Raw genomic sequence first — 17,324 nt, 5'->3', positions numbered from 1 at the left:
CACCTCATCTGCCATGGCTCAGATCGTAGAGGACCTGCTGCGCTCTCCTCACACCTTCCCCTATTCTGACCTTCTCGCCGCTCTGTGCTGCAGCCCTCTCTATGACAGACAGAGCAGACAGGGCATCAAAGTCGTTAACGTAGCCCATGTGCCCTATTCTGAAATATTTTCCCAACAGCTTGGGGTGGACTCCCGTGGCGAATTCTATGCCAAGATCCATGGATCTCCTGACAATCTCATCGGCGTGATCGGAAAGAACAGCTGTTACCGTATTGCTCCATAGATCCCTTTCGGCTAAAACCTTCAACCCAGCCGCCTCTATGCCTTCATTGAGTGCAAGGCTGAGCCTGCGGTGATCATCTATCCTGGCTTCTAGACCGGTTGTCCTTATGTCCGAGAAGACCCTGTTCAGGGAAAGGATGACTCCCACTGGTTCTGTGGAGAGATAGCCATTTTTTCCTTCCAGGTAGCGTTCCATGGGTGTGATCCAGTTCTTCAGGTTGAAAAAGTAGCTGAACTCGTTTATATCTTCTAGAGCCGATCTGGAAGCCACTATCAGGGCAGCACCCGGAGGTGCGCCAAGTGCCTTCTGGCTTGCGCTGATGATAGCTGTTATTCCAAGCCTGGCTATATCCTCCCTCTCGGCTCCAAGACTCGCGACTCCGTCGACTATTATGCGTTCCACATGCTTCCTGGCGATCTTGGAAACGCCTTCTATGTCCATGCGGACTCCGGTGCTTGTCTCCACATGGGTCATTATGAGGTTCTGATAGTCTCCGCCTTCAAGCTTTTCCTCTATATCCGCCATGGAAACCGCGTGTCCAGGATCAGCCGATAATACATCCATCTGCAGGCCATGTGCGGTCAATATGGGTATCCAGCGGTCTCCGAAGACTCCGTTTGTAAGGAGCAACGTCTTTGATCCCCTTGGAATTAAAGAGGTAACGGTTTCCATGGCAACCGTTCCGCTGCCAGGCAGTATAAATGGCATATATGAATCGTCCGCACCTGCCACATAGAGAAGCCCTTCAAGCGAGTATTTCATTGCATCTAAAAAATCAGGAGACGCAAAACCAGTGTTCTCAGATACACCGGCCATCTGTATTCTGTAGCTGGTGAAGGACGGGCCAACATGCATGAGCTTCTTCTGCATATCTTTGCATTTATGTCTGAGTAATAACCTTATCGATATCTATGGGCTGCAGGGAAGATTGAAAATTGTATGTGAGTATAATATGAAACGTTTAAGGTTACATGGCCAACTCCCGTTATGCGTCTTATTCTGAAAATGGAAACGCATCAGGTGGAACGGACTATCTCCGGCAGAATGCCATTCCATTTGATTCTGTATCCGATCTTTTCGAGGTGAGACAGGGGGATGCTGCGGCTATCAAGCAGATCCAATATTGCCTCGGTATTCGGATAGAGGCGGTCGATCTCTTCCCTGAGTGCATCCGTGGTAGCAGGGTATTCCTCTGAAGCTTTGGCGATTATGGCATCCCAGTCTACCCTGTTCCTGAAGCAGAGTACGCCCTGAAACTTCTTACATTCGCCCACAACCGCGGTTATCCATTTTATACCGGAGGACCTTATCATTTCATCACGCCTTTTTATTGCTTCAGGGCTCATGTGGTATACGATATCAACATAGACATCCTGTCCATGCACATTTATGATCCGTGTCGGGAAAAAGACCCTGGTTCCGATCACAACGGGATCCGGTATGGCCTCTTCCTCCTCAATATCGGTCTCCGGTAGATAGTATGATATGGAGCTGTCAAGATCCACGCTGTAGACCCTGTCCTTTATCTCCACCTCTGCGTGAAGCTTCCACCCGGGGAATGCGGTCAATCTTTCAACCACCCTGGCCATTGAAGACCCGTATCTCTCCATGTTGTTGAACACTGAATTTGGGCCGTCTATGCGCACACTCATGAGGGGGTTGCCCTGTGCCTCGAAAACCAGGCCCTGACGTTTGATGAGGGATATGAAGCGGTACCAGTTGTTAATGCCTGAGACCTCAATAAATTTGGATCTGTACATCAGAGTGGTGAGCTGTTCCAGATTGTATCGCCTGTTCAGATGCTCGGGCGTTATCGATGGGCACTGATCCAGAACATTCTCAGAATCCATATCGCCATAAATTGCTTCTTCAATATCCTGCGGCGACACCGAGAAATGCTCGGCAGCCAGGGCGATCTTTTCCTGCCTCTCTTCCGGTGATACTGCCGGTCCCATCTGGAATAGAAAACCTCTCAGCTGCTTACTGTCTACACGGGACCTGTTCCTGAATGTGGACATGCGATCCATGATGAGGGCAAGGCCCCTCACTATCTTTGGATTCTTTATTCCGTATTCTATGGTGACAATATCCTTTGAAATCTCCTTCCTCGTCCTTCCCGCAGAAGATCGGTATATCTCTATGACCTTTTCGGCTATATCTACGTGATCCGGAGCTATCATCAGCGGTCTGATGGTACCGTCCTGCGCCTTACGTACCACCATCAGTTCTGCCGGGAACACCCTTTCTCCTCCTCCTTGAAACGCCAAATTCCGAAGTCTCTGCCGTGACCAGCTCGTACATTACAGCCTTCTTTCCAGCGGATGGCCTGAGAATACGCCCCAATCGCTGCCTGAACTGCCTCATGCTCCCGGATCCGCTGACAACTATGGCAACCGATGCATCCGGAAAATCTACACCCTCATCCAGGACCCTCGAGGTTGCTATTGCCGTTATCCTGCCCTCCCTGAACATTGCCGGTATCTTCTCACGTTCTTCCTTGTCCGTAAGGTATGTTATGGCCGGTATAAGAAATTCCTTCGATATTGTGTACGCCGTCTCAGTATCCTCAGCAAATATCAGCGTCTTCTCTCCGCGGTGCTTTGAGAGTATTGTGCGGATCATCTCCATCTTGCCCCTGGAGTTAAAGGCGATCTCCCTTGATTTCCGCCAGGCTATGAGGGCCTCCCTGCCTTCAGGTGTCCACGAACTCCTTATGAACTTCTCGAAATCCCATGGGCCGCGCATGACCATCCTGTGCCTCCTCAGGTATGATACGAAGATCTCGTGGTAACGCTGGTAATCCGCATATTCTTCGTCACTGAGCTCTATGGGTATCCTTGCTATGGTATAGTCGGCCAGGTACTCATCGATCTCCTCATATCCCAGCTCGAATATCTTTCCGCCCATGATCTGTTCGAGAACCTTCTGGAGTCCATCCGTCCTCTCGTAGGTTGCCGTCAGGCCCATTCTGAAAGGTGCAGTGTACATGAGCGGTATCATCCTGAGTTTTTCAGATGCAAGGTGATGGACCTCATCGGCTATTATGAGCGAAAATCTGTTGCCGTATTTCTCCGCCATGAGATAGGCTGAATCGTAGGTGGATACCGTGATGTCGCGCTCATCGTGTTCTCCGCCACCGATCTGTCCCGGCTCTACCCCGAAGGTTTCCTGTATCCTCTTCTTCCACTGAGACAGGAGGTCTATGGTTGGGACGAGTATAAGCGCCCTCTCAGAAACTGCCTGAATTGCAGCCATTCCTATATGGGTTTTGCCTGCTGCTGTGGGAAGAACAACGGTTCCCCTCATTCCGTATTTTTTCCATTCTTCCAGCGCCTGCAACTGGTAAGGCCTGAGTGATATCCTGCCGTTCAGGTTGAGATGCTTGCGATCCATAACCCTGTCAACTGCATCTATTCCGGCATCCCTGAAGAATGACAGTATCCTAGGATAATTGACACCCAGGGATCTGTAACAAGCTATCCTGTGGTCGAAAACAGCAAGATCTTCCGGTATATTCCCATCGTATCCCTTTATGAGTATGGATCCTCCAGAATAGACGATATCGGGCACAGGAGACCATACGCCTGCAGATAATAAACATTTCCCGGGGATATCGCATCTGTTAACGCAGCATTCGCCGATAAAAATCACATTGCAATAATCTGTACGGCGAATCACAACGATTTTCAATGTGGACGAAATGGGGTCTCAGGATCGTTTCGCATCCAGCTGGTGCAGATAGAGAATGAAATACATGCCTGAGCTGAAGATGGAGGACATACTGGCAAGGTGCCTCAGTGACCGGGCTTACAGGAAAAGGGTAAATGATAGGATAGATGAACTTGTCAAACTGATAGATGCCGGGCACCTCGTTGAAGATTCGCCAATAGGTGAACTGGCAAGGTCGAGGGTGCGAATAAGAAAAAAGTACAGTATGTGGAACAGGCTCTTCATGGATCGGTATTCGGCGCAGTATTCAACCCCTGAGATCATAGGCAGCTACAGATCCGCCAGGATTGATGATGATGTTCTGGACATAGGATCCGGCGCAGGCATGCAGTGCATAATGTTCGGCCTGCGATCAGGGTGCATCGGCATAGAAAAGGATCGGATAAGGTATCTCTCATCCCTGCTCAACGCGGAAGCATACGGTTCAGGTGCGAGTTTCAAGAACGAGGATTTCTATTTAACCGGTATAGCATCTGCGCGTGCCGTTTTTTCCGATCCGCTGCGAATGAACACGCGGAACGTGCGTGATATAGTGCCATCCCCATACCATATAATGGAGAAAATTCAGGCTGAGGCATACATCTTCGATCTACCGCCTCATGCCGACCTCGATACCATCGAATTCAGCGGCGAAAAGGAATATATATCTGTTGGAGGCGAACTATCAAGGTTCACCGTGTATACTGGCAGATATGCAGAATCAGATTTTTCTGCCCATATAATACCTGCCGGTGTGCACCTGAAGGGATCTAGATATACGGGCGGTTTTGCAGAACCGCACATATATGATTACATTTACGTCGTGGATCCGGCTGTATCCAAAGCAGGCCTCCTTGAAGATTTTTCAGACATGTCAATGATCTCGAGGGATGAGAGGCGTACGGTGCTCTCCTGTGCGTCTTTGAGGAAGAATTTTCCGGGCATGGTTTTCTCTGTACACGGTACGTATGACTGGCCGGGCCTGCAGGCGGAGATGGCCAGGATGAGACCAAAGAAGGTGTATCTGAGGTATGGCGTTTCCAGTGAGGAATACTATACAATTACGGAAAAACTGGAGCATGACGACGGTGAAGGGGATGCCTATATATTCAGATTTTCGGAGAAATACATTATAGCAAACAAAATTTTCGATATTAATTATAATAAGAATTCCAATTTATAATGATACAAAACAATGTTTTTATAAAGGTAAGGAATTACTTTTGACGCAAGGATGATCGAACTTTACTCAAACGCAAGGTTGCCAACTGAATTTGGGCTTTTCAGGATATATACATTTGTAAATGATGAAAACAAGGACCATGCCGTTATCGTACGGGGAGATCCGAGGGGAAAGGAGGATGTACCTGTAAGAATACATTCCGAATGCCTCACCGGTGACGTTCTCGGATCGCTGAGATGCGACTGCAGGGATCAGCTGATACAGTCCCTGAGATACCTCGGCAGGCAGGATTACGGTATGCTGATTTATCTGAGGCAGGAGGGCAGAGGCATCGGACTCCTCAACAAGATCAAGGCATACAGCCTCCAGGACAGCGGTGCTGACACTGTCGAAGCGAATCTGAAACTCGGCCTGCCGGTAGACAGCAGGGATTATTCATTTGCTTCAGAGGTGATAAAGTTCTTCGAAATAAAGTCCATATACATAATGACAAACAACCCGGAAAAGATGAAGGCGCTTATCGAAAGCGGCATTAACGTCAAGGGTAGAATACCGATTTTCAGCGATCCAACGCCATACGACAAATTCTATCTTGAAACCAAGAAGATAAAGCTTGGGCACGAGATAGAGAACATATGAAATCAATGATTTTAAAAAATCTTGAATTTAGCATGCGCTGGCTTCGATCTATCCGCAATATCGCGGAAAGCAGAATATACGTTTGATCATTCTTTTTTAGGCGAAATGGTTCGTTTAGGCAGGCATCATCCTGTAACGATTTTCTCTGGGGCATCTGTTTTCTTCGCTGTCATGGCTTCCGCATAACCGGCATTGAAGCACCTTACATTCGGATCGGTTATCATGGCCATCTCGAATGCTTTTTTCTGCATCTCCCCGAAAAATCCCATACCCACCATGAATCCTATGAGGACAGCATTGGATCCTTTTGGATTTCCCGCATCCCTTGCTATCCTCTCGCCGTCCACAAGGTAATATCGAAATCCATGAAGCCTCTGTAAAACTATTTCCAGATCGGGTGTGTTTACCTTTGGTACCACAGGTTTTATCGTTTGCTTGTTGAGTATGAATACCGTGCCCTTCCCTGCATATGATAGATTTCTAAGAGCCTCGCTAGCCTCCAGCCCTACGATGTAATCAGCCTTCCCCTTCTCGATGAGCGGGGCCATTACGTTGCCTATCCTTATGTGCACCTGTACCGATCCACCTCTCTGGGACAGGCCGTGAGTTTCCGCAACGAATACTTTTATCCCTGAATTAACCGCTGCGTTGCCTATCATCTTGCCCATAGTTATTATTCCCTGGCCGCCCACTCCAGCTAGGAGAATGTTTATGCGTTCCATGCCTCCTCCCACCCCGCTGGTTTTTCTCCCTTTACTGATATTGCGTTGAAGGGGCACACCTCTACGCATGCGCCGCAGCCAATGCAGCTGTCATCGATCGTAGCCTTTTTGTTTGATAGCGGAAGGATAGATGGGCATGTGAAGAAATCATAGCATATTGTACAGCCCGTGCATCTGTTGGAATCGACGTAAGCCTTCGGTGTTTCGGAATCAACCTTTTCGAGTACCTCTAGAGCACAAGCCCTCTTCGCTATTATCACGGCCGGTTTAAGGGTTTTCTTCACGTATTCTGCAGCTTGTTGTACAGCCTTCTCACCGGCATCAACGTCGAACGGATCGAACGTCTCCACATATTCAATGCCCATTGCCCTGCAAACATTCCCTATATCGATTGCCGTTGACGGGCTCGGCTGCTGCCCGGTCATTGCAGTGGATCTGTTGTCAAGAACAACGATGATCTCCGCAGTATTATTGTAGACTGCATTGGCAACACCTTCTATGCCGCTGTGGAAGAACGTTGAATCCCCTATTACCGCAACCGGAACCTGATCCGTTGATCGGAATACTCCATTGCTTATACCGAGGCTTGATCCCATGTTTGTGGCGGAATCCTGCTCCCTGAACGGGGGCAGTGCGCCCAGAGTATAGCATCCAATATCTCCGGAGAAGAAGGAATTCTGCATTGAAACCCTGCTTAGGCCCTTTTTTATATCGAAGAACGAGGATCTGTGCGGGCACCCAGGGCACAGTGCAGGCGGTCTCGGTGTTAGTGGTTCATCCTGGAAGTATGAACCACTATATTTCATGCCGAAGAAGGCGAAGAGCCCAGCCTTCAATTTTTCGAACGTCATCTCACCCTCTATTGGGATCAGATCTTTCCCGTGGAATTCAACTGCCTTTCCATTCCGCAGAAGTATGTCAGCAACTTGCATCTCCATCACTGGATCATTTTCCTCTACCACCAGCACTCTCCGTATGCCATTGATGTGATTGAGTATTGCACTTTCAGGTATAGGAACTGTAGCATCCAGGCGCAGTACATTCGTGTGAATGCCTGCGTCCTCAAGCGCCTCTTTAAGATAGGAATATGAAATACCACCTGTTATTATGATGGAATCTCCACCATCAGGTTCATAGGAACACAGTGAAGATAGGTAATCAGATATTTCACGCCATCTCTCCAGCTGTTTCTTGCGGTCGCTTCTTGCGTTCTCAGGAGCTAAAACGTATGTATTCGGATCTTTTATAACCTTTCCTCTCAACGGCTCATGATGGTCTTCATATATCACGTTTGATCTGACATGGCCTATCCTCGTGGTGGTCCTCAGGATCACGGGGTGATGGAATAGCCGGCTTACCTCGAATGCCTTCAGAGTGAGATCGTATGCGCTCTGGACATCGTATGGCTCAAGAACAGGTATTAGTGCATGCAATCCATAAAACCTGTTGTCCTGTTCATTCTGCGACGACCACATCGACGAGTCATCAGCAGAGACAATTACAAGAGAACCTGTGATCCCGGTGTAGGAGGAGCTGAACATCGGATCAGAAGCCACGTTCAGACCTACATGTTTTACTGCTACAAGCCCGGTTCCGCCGCTCATGGCCGCACCATAGGCGGTCTCGAACGCTATCTTTTCGTTGACGCTCCATTCCACATACACATCAGGTCCAAACTTTCTGACGTTCTCTATTATTTCGGTGGACGGTGTGCCTGGATAGCCTGCTGCAACGCTCACGCCCGCATGAACAGCGGCAGCAGCGATTGCTTCGTTGCCGATCATGAATTTTGCTTTCGGCATCATTTATAGTATCGCACTTGTGGTATGTAAATATGACGTATCTTGATGAAAGAATTTGATTGGAAAGCTTGTGATAAATTCACATTTTAAGATCGGGGCTGGCGGCTGCTTTGTATTTCGAGAAACTTTTATATATAAGATGCAAAATAGGATTATTATCTATATTTTATATATAAAAAAGAATGACAAACCTAAAATAGTGATTATATATAACCTTCCAGTTTAAAGGTGAAACAGTTGAATGATGGAGATTTCATAAAGATCGAATTCGAGATGCGTGTTGGTGAAGAGAAAAAACTGGTATCTACCAGCAAGGCCGATCTCGCAAAGGAGAATGATATTTTTGATGAAAATGCAAGATATGGGGACATAGTTGTAATAGTTGGCCAGGAAGGTATTTTCAAGGAGGTTAATGAGGCTTTCAGGAAAGCGGAACCAGGCCAGGAAGTCGAAGTTGAAGTCCCACCAGAGGATGCCTTCGGTCAGCGGTTGCCATCAAATATAAAGATACATACGATGAGGGAGTTTCAGCGCCTGAACATAGACCCGCAGGTAGGAAAGGAAGTCGAGATAAACAGGAGGGTTGGGAGAATAATTTCCGTTACTCCAGGAAGGGTACTCGTTGATTACAACCACAGGTGGGCAGGAAAAACCGTATATTACAAATTCAAGATCAATGGCGTTATAACGGAACCGGTCGAAAAGGTCAGGGCCATAATAGCGAATAATTACAATCCAGAGGGCTTCAATGTAACGCTAGACAGTGATATAAAAATAGAGATTCCTGAGGGCGCGAAGTTCAGCCTTCCCTGGCTGGATGCTAAATACAATATAGTAAACACGGTCAGGAAATATGTGCCAGGATACGATATAGTTATTCTTGAAGTCTATAAGAAGCAGGAAGAGCAGAAGGCTGAGGGCGAACAGAAGAAAGAAGAGAGTGCACCAGCCGAAGCTAAGACAGAAACCAGCGAAAGCCAGCCAGAGCAGAAGCAGGAGAATGTCAAGAACTGATTATATATCAGAGAACGTCTACATAGTTCTCGTGTACCCTAAATACCAGGGTAATATAGGGGCTGTGGCCAGATCCATGTGGAATTCTGGCCTTCGGCACCTCATAATAATAGGCAACAGGCCTGACGATGAGGCGTTTGCCCGATCCATGGGCGGAAGGTTCATTTTAGAAAACGCGGAGATCTATGATGATTTCGCCTCCGTAATATCAAGGTTCAATGTCATTGCAGCCACTTCAAGCACGGCCTCCAGTAACGAAAAACATTTCAGGAGGTTACCGCTGACACCTGAAAAATTCTGGGAAGAAATGTCGGATCAGGGTGGCAAGATAGCGCTCGTATTCGGAAGAGAGGATGACGGGTTGCGCAACGAGGAAATAGAGAAGTGCAACTATTTCATAAATATACCGGGAAACCCAGAGTATCCTGTTTATAACCTGTCTCATGCGGTCGCAATAATACTTTATGTTATGTTCACAAGATTCAATCCGCCGGAGAATATAGAGATAAGAGCTATAGAACCGGATCATGAGGATCTGATGCTCAGGAATATAATCGAAGTTATGCGCCTGACCTCGTATCCGGAGCACAAGATAAGAAACACGGAACTCCTGCTTAGGAGGCTTATAGCCAGATCCCGCATGAGCGATAGGGAGTATTTCAGAATGATGGGTGTGATCCGTAGAGTGAAGGAAAGCCTTCAGAGGCCTCTGGAAAATGAAAGTGATCATCAACGTAACTGAGATGGAGAAGGCAAACGGCACGATTAAAAGTGCATTCAATCTGCTGAAAGATGATCCTTCAGCTGTCATTGAAATAGTTTTTCATGCAGATGCCATAGGTTTTCTCAGTGATCCAGGAAATAGAAATGCGATACTTGAAATGTTAGAATCTGGCATGGACGTTGTAGCTTGCAGAAATTCTCTCGTATCCAAGAGGATCGATGAAAGATCTCTGATGGATGGCGTGCGCATTGTGAACGCCGGGATATATGAGGTTCTAAAGAAGGAATCCGAAGGATGGCTCTACATAAAGCTTTGATCCTTTCTACCTAAGTGTATTGAAAAATTCATGTATATCTGTTGCATCACATCCTATCTTTGCCGTCGTAGCTCAGCCTGGTAGAGCGCGTGCTTGGTAAGCACGAGTCGCGGGTCCAAACCCCGTCGGCGGCTTTATTTCATCCGTCTACAACTTGCCTGATTCTTGTGCGAATACATTTCACCTTTTCATATATTATGTGCTTGTCTCCTTTACTACGGAAATGCCTCCCTTCAATCTTGACAGGAATATGCCTGTGAACATTACGATTACACCGGCTATTTCCATTATGTTTGGAATCTCATGATCTATGAATATTGACAGTATCATGGTGAATATAGGTACGGAGAAAGCTAACACCGTTATCTTGTTAACGGAGCTCATCTTTATCATCACGTTCCAGAGGATAAATTGAACAGATCCGCCTAATAGCGCCATCCAAAGTACATCGGCTACGAACGAAAGGCCTGGATCGAACCGAGTATCAAACGGAATGTATGCAAGTAGAATCGCACCACCGATGAAGAACTGCATCGTGTTTATGGAAACCGGGTCTTCTTCCTTGAGCTTTCTGTAATATACTGTGAATAGCGCCCAGAAGACCGCATTGGCTATTGTTAGTATGGCACCGAAGAGTGTGAATCCGTGCATAAGGGGCATTCCATAAAGGATAACACCTGCGAAACCTATTGAAATACCCGCAATTTCTATCGCAGACGGTTTCTCCTTCACCATGAGGAATGCTATTGGCAAGGAAAAAACTGGCATTGAATAGCTGAGAATAGCCGATTCGGCTGGTGATACGTATATCAAGCCATACGCCCAGAGTGCTGTGCTGGTTGACGTCATTATGGAAAGTATCAGTATGCTCCATGAGAACTTCAAATGCTTTGCGAATGGAAGAAGCGTGAGGCCAGCGATAAAGTATCTCATCGACATGAATATTGCTGGAGAAACCTGATCGACTCCATTTTTTGCGAAGTAATAGGAAAATGAACTTATGAGAACATATGGGATGAGATACTTTATCTCCTTCATTGAAAGGGGAGATATCAGAGAAGATAATAAATTAATGCGATTCAGTTTTCCTGATATGCTGATATTTCGGCGTCCAGATTAAAACAAATCATTAGGATCAGATGATTTACAGTAAAAATACGGAGAAACGGATTAAAATGCCTAAGGCTGTTTAAATCCGCAATATGGGCAATAAACTGAATCTGCCGGTATATCTTTTCCACAGTTTGGGCATTTCTTGGTCTTTGGAAGAGATGGAGCTTCGTGGGCTTCAAATATATTTTCTTTTTCTTCTGAGACTGCAGATTCAACGAACTTCGGAATATTTTTGCCTTCATCTTTTTTACCTGCATTTATATACATTCCGATGTTAGCCGTAGGAGCTTTGGCCCTCGCGAGCTCTATCTCTCTTCTCCTCTCCTCCTCAATTTTCAGTTTCTCCTCCTGTTCATGCCTGCGTTTGGCGTCGGTCGTCCACCTCTCCATCTCCTTCTTCCATTTTTCCGGATCCTTGAGAACGAAAGTGGCTCTATCATCGCCTTTATCCGTGGTGAATTCGACAGATAATGTTTTTTTCGTTCCGAATTTTATCCTTGGAACTGCTGTGGAAATATTCAAAATAAGGTAGAGTGGAAGATCAAGGAGGATCTTTGCCGGATGTGCATGTATGAAGCCCCTGTGTCCCTTTTCTTCATATATCAACCTCTTGTCCGTAAGATAAAGCGTACCCTTGAAATACTGTTCCCCTCCACGCGTCATGCTGGATTTTTCCTGGAGGATCTCATGCTCATCTGGTTCGTAAACAGGCATCGTGTAAGTTAGTAAAGATTAGATATAAAAGTTTCTTATATTCAGTGCGGCTTCAATATTCTCTCCATCTATAGCCGCACTCTTCGCACGTGTAGAATTTTGTTTCAGGTTCATCTGCAGATCTTGTCTGCTTCAACACGTATCTGGCCCCCTTATGATGGCAGCGAGGGCAGACTGCATCTGAATCAAGAGGTTCGGCTGAGACTTCTTCTTTTATCATTATTGTCTCCTTATCAGCACTCTTCGAAACTATTTTTATGGTTTCCTTGTTCTTCGATATTTCATATCCACATGATGGGCACACATATTTACCATTTACAGGAGTCATCAAGGAACCACACTTTGGGCAAAACATAGATGTAAAGAATTACAATTTTATATTTAAAGTATACTTTAATATGCCACAATTTAAATATATGAGCTGAAATTGACCAAAACTATCACATGCATATTTCCAGGTAGAATGTAGCTCTCAGATTTTACGATATCTTAAATAATCCTGGCTGTATCATTTACTCGATGGCGGACGATATTGAATGGATACTGAATAACAGCAGGAAGATAGCAGTCGTTGGTATATCAGATAAGCCTGATAGGGATAGCTATAGAGTTGCAAAGTACCTCTCAGACAATGGCTATGAAATAATACCTGTCAATCCTATGATTCAGGAGTGGAACGGAAAGAAAGCCTATCCAGATATCCTATCAATACCAGAATCCATAGATGTGGTTGACGTCTTCCGGAAACCTGATGCAGTGCCAGAAATAGTTAATCAGGCAATATCCAAGCGAGTTAAGGCGATCTGGCTTCAGGAAGGAATAGAGCACCCAGATTCTGAGAAGAGGGCAATGGCAAATGGACTCAGGGTGGTGTCAAATCGCTGCATGATGAAGGAACACAGGAAACTGCACAGAAAATGAGGATATTCAAGCTTCCATTGTTAAATGAGACACAGAGGCATTTATTGAGCAGTTGAATTAGCCAATCAAAGGATGATGTGCGACCTTCTTTAAATGAATGATCAAAAAATCTGGTTCAAAACATAGCCGTCAGTAAATCTAGCAGAAAGTGGTTGAAAGGCTTAATGAGGCCTACGCTAGCGCATGCCAATTTCATGTAGTTTAAATATCCGCATATGTACTATTACGCGCAGCTGCTGGCCTTCGGCCATGTAAGAATTGAGGTCTCAGCTGAGTGGCAATTCAAGTGGATTTATATTCCATGCTGGAATGCACCTACGATGGAAGATGGCGTTTGTCATATTGAAGATAAACGGCAACGATGAAACCGCAGTTAATGAATTCCTTCAGGATGACAGAGTATCACGTATGACCGTACTCAAGAGAGATGGATCTATCTATGGTGTTGACGGAACTATATTTCTCTTTGAGGGAAATGATGAAGCAGTGAAGTATGTGAAGTCAAAGAAGCCGGAAATCATGAAGGAGCTTGATCCCAAAGAGTCGGAAAAGATATATTCAAAAATAAAGGAAGAAAATGACAATGCCGAACAGGGCATGGGATTTGTTTTTGGATAAAAATTTTTATCTTTTATAAAAAATTTTATGTGGGAACGGTCATCCTTGCAACCAGCAGAGCCAGTATCGTCCCGTATATTATGGTTATAACGTATATGACCATCAGAGCTATGCCTATGTTTCTCTTTGCCTTCTCGCTTATACTTGTGTCCGCAACTATGTGGTTCAACCCATTTATTCCATGGTAAGTGATGATGTAAACGAAGATCAGGAAGAACGCCAGCCACCATGGATTATGCAGTTGATTAATTACGGAACTGAAGAATGCCACTGGATGGCCAAAGTCTATGTGCGCGACATACAGGTGCACTCCAAGGAAGAATAGCAGAAATAGACCGGTCACGGCCTGAGCAAATCTGTTCAAAGATCCATACTTCATCTTTTCCGTCTCGGCCATCAGAAACCAACCCCCACAAACTGAAGCGCATAATAATCGAAGAGCCCCAGCAATATCATGGCTATTATCTCGAAGGTGAAGAACAGAGCCTTGTGATGTTGCATGCCTATGCCAAACTCGTTCAGTGCAAGGCGAACACCATTTGCTCCATGGTAGAATATGACAAGAGCTAGCAGGAAATCAAGAGCGAGAAAACTGTCATATGGCCCGTAAGTTATCGATTTTACTATTGCGTTATAGGTTGCCTGTCCTCTGAGCAGATTCGATAGAACAGCGTAGTGCAGGTACAGATAGAATAGAATGACTAGGCCGGATAGCCGATGAAAGGCAAATGCAAAATAACCAGTACCCTTCCTGTAGAACTTTGCCCACGCACTTATGCCTTCTTTCATTTCTTTATTAGCTTCAACCATTACTCATCTACCTCCCAAATATGCTCGCAAGTTCGATCTTCAGAGCGGTCCTCCTGAGCTTCTGTATCGCAAAGGATGGATCTACTCCTTTCGGGCATACCTCTGTGCATTCGCCTGCGAAGTGGCATCTCGATGTACCCTCCTCGCCGTCTACGATCTCGACCCTATATTTTGCCCCCTTATCACGGTTATCAGCTATGTATCTCCAGGCGGCAGCCAGTGGAGCAGGACCCAGATACTGCGGGTCGGATCCTTCTATCGGGCATGCGGCCATGCACAGACCACATTTTATGCACATGGCGAAATTCGCGTATTCATGGAACTGCTCTGGGGTCTGCGGAAGTTCCTTGTCGTATTTGCCATCATCGTCCCTGATTATGTATGGTTTGACCTCTCTGTATTTCTCGAAGAACGGATCGATATCCACTACAAGATCCCTTATCACCTTATAATGTCTGAGAGGTTCGATCCTTATCTTATCCTTCTTGAGATCCTCAACTATGGTTGAGCATGCCATCCTTGGTTTCCCATCGATCTCCATGCCGCAACTTCCGCAGATCTCCATCCTGCAGGAATACCTGAACGATAGCGACTGATCGAGATTCTCCTTAATATACAGAAGGCCCTCAAGCACCGTGGATATCTTGTCTTTGGGTACCTTGTAGGTGCTGTAATAGACCTTTCCGCTCTGATCCTTCCTCTTTATCTCAAATTCATATTCATCGGCCATGGTACCACCTCAGTATGTCCTGACTGTTGGCTGCCATTTGGTTATCACGACTGGTTTGTACGTTATCTTCGGTCCATCCTTAGTGTATGTAGCAATTGTATGTTTCAAAAAGTTTTCGTCATCTCTGTTTGGATAATCCTTCCTGTAATGGGCGCCTCTGCTCTCTGTCCTCATTATCGCGCCAACGGTTATTATCTCGGCCAGATCCAGCATGAAACCAACCTCAAGCGCCCATTCTAGCTCCATATTGAACGTGCTTGACTTGTCCTGTATGGAGATCTTCTGATACCTCTCCTTGTATTGCTTTATATTCTTCAGAGATGTGTTCAGGCCATCTGCGTCCCTGAATATGCCCACGTTTTTGTCCATGTTGATCCTGAGATCCTCCCTTATCTTGGCAACATTCTCGCCGCCATCTCTCTTTAGCAGGTCGTCCCATATCCTCTTCTCTTCGTTGTTCACGTTTTCAACTACAAGATCCGGGATATCATGCTCCATAGCGTACTTGGCGGCGGACACACCAGCCACGTTTCCAAGGGCAAGACATTCATTGGTCGAATTCGATCCGAGCCTGTTCGCCCCATGTATGCTGACGCATGCATTTTCGCCTGCTGCAAAGATGCCGGAGAAATCAGTGGTTGTCTTCACGTTAGAATCGATGCCACCCATTGTATAGTGAGTTGCAGGATGCACAGGTATGAGCTCAGTATGGGCGTCTATGCCGTTGAATTTTTTGGCTATCTCCGTTATCATCGGTAGCCTTTCATCTAGGATATCGGCCATGTGCCTTAGATCGAGATAAACATATTCCATGTCGCCGTATTCTCCCTTTGCTCCCCTGCCGGCCTCTATCTCCCACATTATGGCCCTTGAGACGACATCTCTCGATGCCTTCTCAAGCTTGTTAGGTGCATAGGCTTGCATGAACCTCTTCTTTTCGCCGTTGAGAAGGTATCCGCCATCGGCTCTGGCACCCTCCGTTATTAGAATGCCTGAAGGTACAAGACCGGTTGGATGGAACTGTATGAACTCCATATCCTTCAGCGGTATACCGGCCCTGTAGGCTATGGCATCCCCATCTCCGGAAACAGAATGGGCATAGGTGCTGAACTGGTACAGCCTTCCCGCACCGCCAGCCGCAAATATTATTGACTTTCCTTGAAATACGACGAATTCCCCCGTTCTCAGGTTTATAGTCGTCAAAGAGTTGAATCTTCCTCCATCCAGGAACATGGATGTTGCGAAATACTCATTGTAGAAGTGGATATTATCGTACTTCAGCGCCCTGCTGAAGAGGGTCTGCATAACGTGGAAACCAGTCTTATCGGCTGCAAATGTAGCTCTTGGAAAGCTCAGCGCTCCGAAGTCCCTTTGAGAGATGGTGCCATCTGGATTCCTGCTCCATGGGCATCCCCAGTGATCGGTAGTGTAAATCTGCTCTGGAACCAGCCTGACGAACTCCTCTACGGCATCCTGGTCCGCAAGGTAGTCTGATCCCTTGATGGTATCGTAGGCATGTAGGTCGAAACTGTCCTTCGGATTTAGAACCGCACTTGTTCCGCCCTCCGCAGAAACAGAATGGGATCGGAGGGGGTACAGTTTGGAGACCACCCCAACTGAGATGTTTTTGTTGTACTCTGCGGCTGCGACGGCTGCTCTTAGGCCAGCCATCCCGCCACCAAGGATGATCACATCCTCCTTAATCTTCTCCAAGTAAATACACCGTGGTATTATCCCTGAAACAAATATATTTTTTTGCCTTTCCATACACATAGGACGAAGAAAACCGTCTGTATCTTTCCTCGCAAATACAAATATAGATGTTATAAGCACATGTAAAGTTGAAAATCATAATTGTGCATTTTTTCCTCGATATTGAATGACGATAGTGCAATTTAAACTTATTCGCTTGTTATTGCAGCGTCTGATCAGGAATTGCCACAGCTATACCTGAATTCCTTCATTCAAATACTATGCCCTCTAACTAATGATGGACAATACCAATAGTTTTATTTTGCAAATTGGCT

At 46.1% G+C, this 17,324-nt stretch carries 19 protein-coding genes and 1 tRNA gene; 8 read left to right on the top strand and 12 right to left on the bottom strand.

The genetic code is table 11. The annotated features are described in order from the left end of the window. Window positions 1–4: 4 nt before the first annotated feature. The 3 genes from TA_RS05265 to TA_RS05255 all read right to left on the bottom strand — a co-directional run bounded on the left by TA_RS05265 (window position 5) and on the right by TA_RS05255 (window position 3,853). Complete coding sequence (locus TA_RS05265) at window positions 5–1,153, bottom strand: alanine--glyoxylate aminotransferase family protein (protein WP_010901429.1); 1,149 nt, start codon at window positions 1,151–1,153, stop codon at window positions 5–7. 146 nt (window positions 1,154–1,299) lie between these two features. Then, complete coding sequence (locus tag TA_RS05260) at window positions 1,300–2,505, bottom strand: DUF790 family protein (protein WP_156778522.1); 1,206 nt, start codon at window positions 2,503–2,505, stop codon at window positions 1,300–1,302. Further along, window positions 2,492–3,853, bottom strand: a complete 1,362-nt coding sequence (locus TA_RS05255; RefSeq protein WP_010901427.1) for a DEAD/DEAH box helicase — start codon at window positions 3,851–3,853, stop codon at window positions 2,492–2,494. Before TA_RS05255 ends, TA_RS05260 begins: the two co-directional genes overlap by 14 nt. Before the next feature lie 175 nt (window positions 3,854–4,028). Here TA_RS05255 and TA_RS05250 point away from each other — a divergent pair, with 175 nt between their 5' ends. Together TA_RS05250 and ribA are read left to right on the top strand one after the other, a co-directional pair. Beyond that, a complete protein-coding gene (locus tag TA_RS05250) occupies window positions 4,029–5,174 on the top strand; it encodes an SAM-dependent methyltransferase (protein WP_241761814.1) in 1,146 nt (381 codons plus the stop codon). Between the two features lie 51 nt (window positions 5,175–5,225). Next, window positions 5,226–5,813, top strand: a complete 588-nt coding sequence (ribA, locus tag TA_RS05245; protein WP_010901425.1) for a GTP cyclohydrolase II — start codon at window positions 5,226–5,228, stop codon at window positions 5,811–5,813. A gap of 125 nt (window positions 5,814–5,938) precedes the next feature. Here ribA and TA_RS05240 read toward each other — a convergent pair whose 3' ends face one another. Next, entirely contained in the window at window positions 5,939–6,535 is a 597-nt protein-coding gene (locus tag TA_RS05240; RefSeq protein WP_048162363.1) for an indolepyruvate oxidoreductase subunit beta, read from the bottom strand. Continuing rightward, window positions 6,523–8,340 carry a thiamine pyrophosphate-dependent enzyme gene (locus tag TA_RS05235; protein WP_010901423.1) on the bottom strand — a complete coding sequence of 606 codons (1,818 nt, stop codon included), beginning with the start codon at window positions 8,338–8,340 and terminating at the stop codon, window positions 6,523–6,525. The genes TA_RS05240 and TA_RS05235 overlap by 13 nt, the downstream gene beginning before the upstream one ends. A 225-nt stretch (window positions 8,341–8,565) precedes the next feature. Between TA_RS05235 and TA_RS05230 the strand changes: the two genes are divergently transcribed. The 4 genes from TA_RS05230 (at window position 8,566) to TA_RS05215 (ending at window position 10,525) form a co-directional block, all read left to right on the top strand. Beyond that, a complete protein-coding gene (locus tag TA_RS05230) occupies window positions 8,566–9,351 on the top strand; it encodes an FKBP-type peptidyl-prolyl cis-trans isomerase (RefSeq protein ID WP_010901422.1) in 786 nt (261 codons plus the stop codon). Further along, window positions 9,338–10,093: an RNA methyltransferase gene (locus TA_RS05225; protein ID WP_010901421.1), complete on the top strand. Its 756-nt coding sequence runs from the start codon at window positions 9,338–9,340 to the stop codon at window positions 10,091–10,093. The genes TA_RS05230 and TA_RS05225 overlap by 14 nt, the downstream gene beginning before the upstream one ends. Then, on the top strand, window positions 10,068–10,391 hold the full coding sequence (locus TA_RS05220) for a DsrE family protein (protein WP_048161918.1): 324 nt from the start codon (window positions 10,068–10,070) through the stop codon (window positions 10,389–10,391). Before TA_RS05225 ends, TA_RS05220 begins: the two co-directional genes overlap by 26 nt. Window positions 10,392–10,452: 61 nt before the next feature. Further along, window positions 10,453–10,525: transfer RNA gene (locus TA_RS05215), tRNA-Thr, on the top strand. Window positions 10,526–10,586: 61 nt separating this feature from the next. Here the strand turns inward: TA_RS05215 and TA_RS05210 are convergent. From TA_RS05210 to TA_RS05200, 3 genes are all read right to left on the bottom strand, one after another. Beyond that, window positions 10,587–11,429: a DMT family transporter gene (locus tag TA_RS05210; protein WP_010901419.1), complete on the bottom strand. Its 843-nt coding sequence runs from the start codon at window positions 11,427–11,429 to the stop codon at window positions 10,587–10,589. A 141-nt stretch (window positions 11,430–11,570) separates the two neighbouring features. After that, entirely contained in the window at window positions 11,571–12,218 is a 648-nt protein-coding gene (locus tag TA_RS05205; RefSeq protein ID WP_010901418.1) for a zinc ribbon domain-containing protein, read from the bottom strand. A 52-nt stretch (window positions 12,219–12,270) separates the two neighbouring features. Then, on the bottom strand, window positions 12,271–12,573 hold the full coding sequence (locus TA_RS05200; protein WP_010901417.1) for a transcription factor S: 303 nt from the start codon (window positions 12,571–12,573) through the stop codon (window positions 12,271–12,273). 164 nt (window positions 12,574–12,737) lie between these two features. On the opposite strand from TA_RS05200, the gene TA_RS05195 reads away from it, so the two are divergent. Then, window positions 12,738–13,139, top strand: coding sequence for a CoA-binding protein (locus TA_RS05195; RefSeq protein ID WP_010901416.1), 402 nt, complete (start codon window positions 12,738–12,740; stop codon window positions 13,137–13,139). 327 nt (window positions 13,140–13,466) lie between these two features. Further along, window positions 13,467–13,757, top strand: coding sequence for a hypothetical protein (locus tag TA_RS05190; RefSeq protein ID WP_048161915.1), 291 nt, complete (start codon window positions 13,467–13,469; stop codon window positions 13,755–13,757). Between the two features lie 25 nt (window positions 13,758–13,782). On the opposite strand, the gene TA_RS05185 is transcribed toward TA_RS05190, so the two are convergent. Genes TA_RS05185 through TA_RS05170 form a run of 4 tightly spaced genes read right to left on the bottom strand, consistent with a single transcriptional unit; the run spans window position 13,783 to window position 17,010 of the window. Beyond that, window positions 13,783–14,154, bottom strand: a complete 372-nt coding sequence (locus TA_RS05185) for a succinate dehydrogenase hydrophobic membrane anchor subunit (protein WP_010901415.1) — start codon at window positions 14,152–14,154, stop codon at window positions 13,783–13,785. After that, window positions 14,154–14,567: a succinate dehydrogenase, cytochrome b556 subunit gene (locus TA_RS05180; RefSeq protein ID WP_156778521.1), complete on the bottom strand. Its 414-nt coding sequence runs from the start codon at window positions 14,565–14,567 to the stop codon at window positions 14,154–14,156. Before TA_RS05180 ends, TA_RS05185 begins: the two co-directional genes overlap by 1 nt. A 7-nt stretch (window positions 14,568–14,574) precedes the next feature. After that, on the bottom strand, window positions 14,575–15,297 hold the full coding sequence (locus TA_RS05175; RefSeq protein WP_010901413.1) for a succinate dehydrogenase iron-sulfur subunit: 723 nt from the start codon (window positions 15,295–15,297) through the stop codon (window positions 14,575–14,577). A gap of 9 nt (window positions 15,298–15,306) precedes the next feature. After that, window positions 15,307–17,010: a succinate dehydrogenase/fumarate reductase flavoprotein subunit gene (locus TA_RS05170; RefSeq protein ID WP_010901412.1), complete on the bottom strand. Its 1,704-nt coding sequence runs from the start codon at window positions 17,008–17,010 to the stop codon at window positions 15,307–15,309. Window positions 17,011–17,324 lie beyond the last annotated feature (314 nt).

Origin of the sequence: Thermoplasma acidophilum DSM 1728, from assembly GCF_000195915.1 — an archaeon.
GTDB classification, from domain to species: domain Archaea; phylum Thermoplasmatota; class Thermoplasmata; order Thermoplasmatales; family Thermoplasmataceae; genus Thermoplasma; species Thermoplasma acidophilum.
The sequence above is the reverse complement of the archived record's forward strand: the minus strand, read 5'-3'. Positions and strand labels throughout refer to the sequence as shown.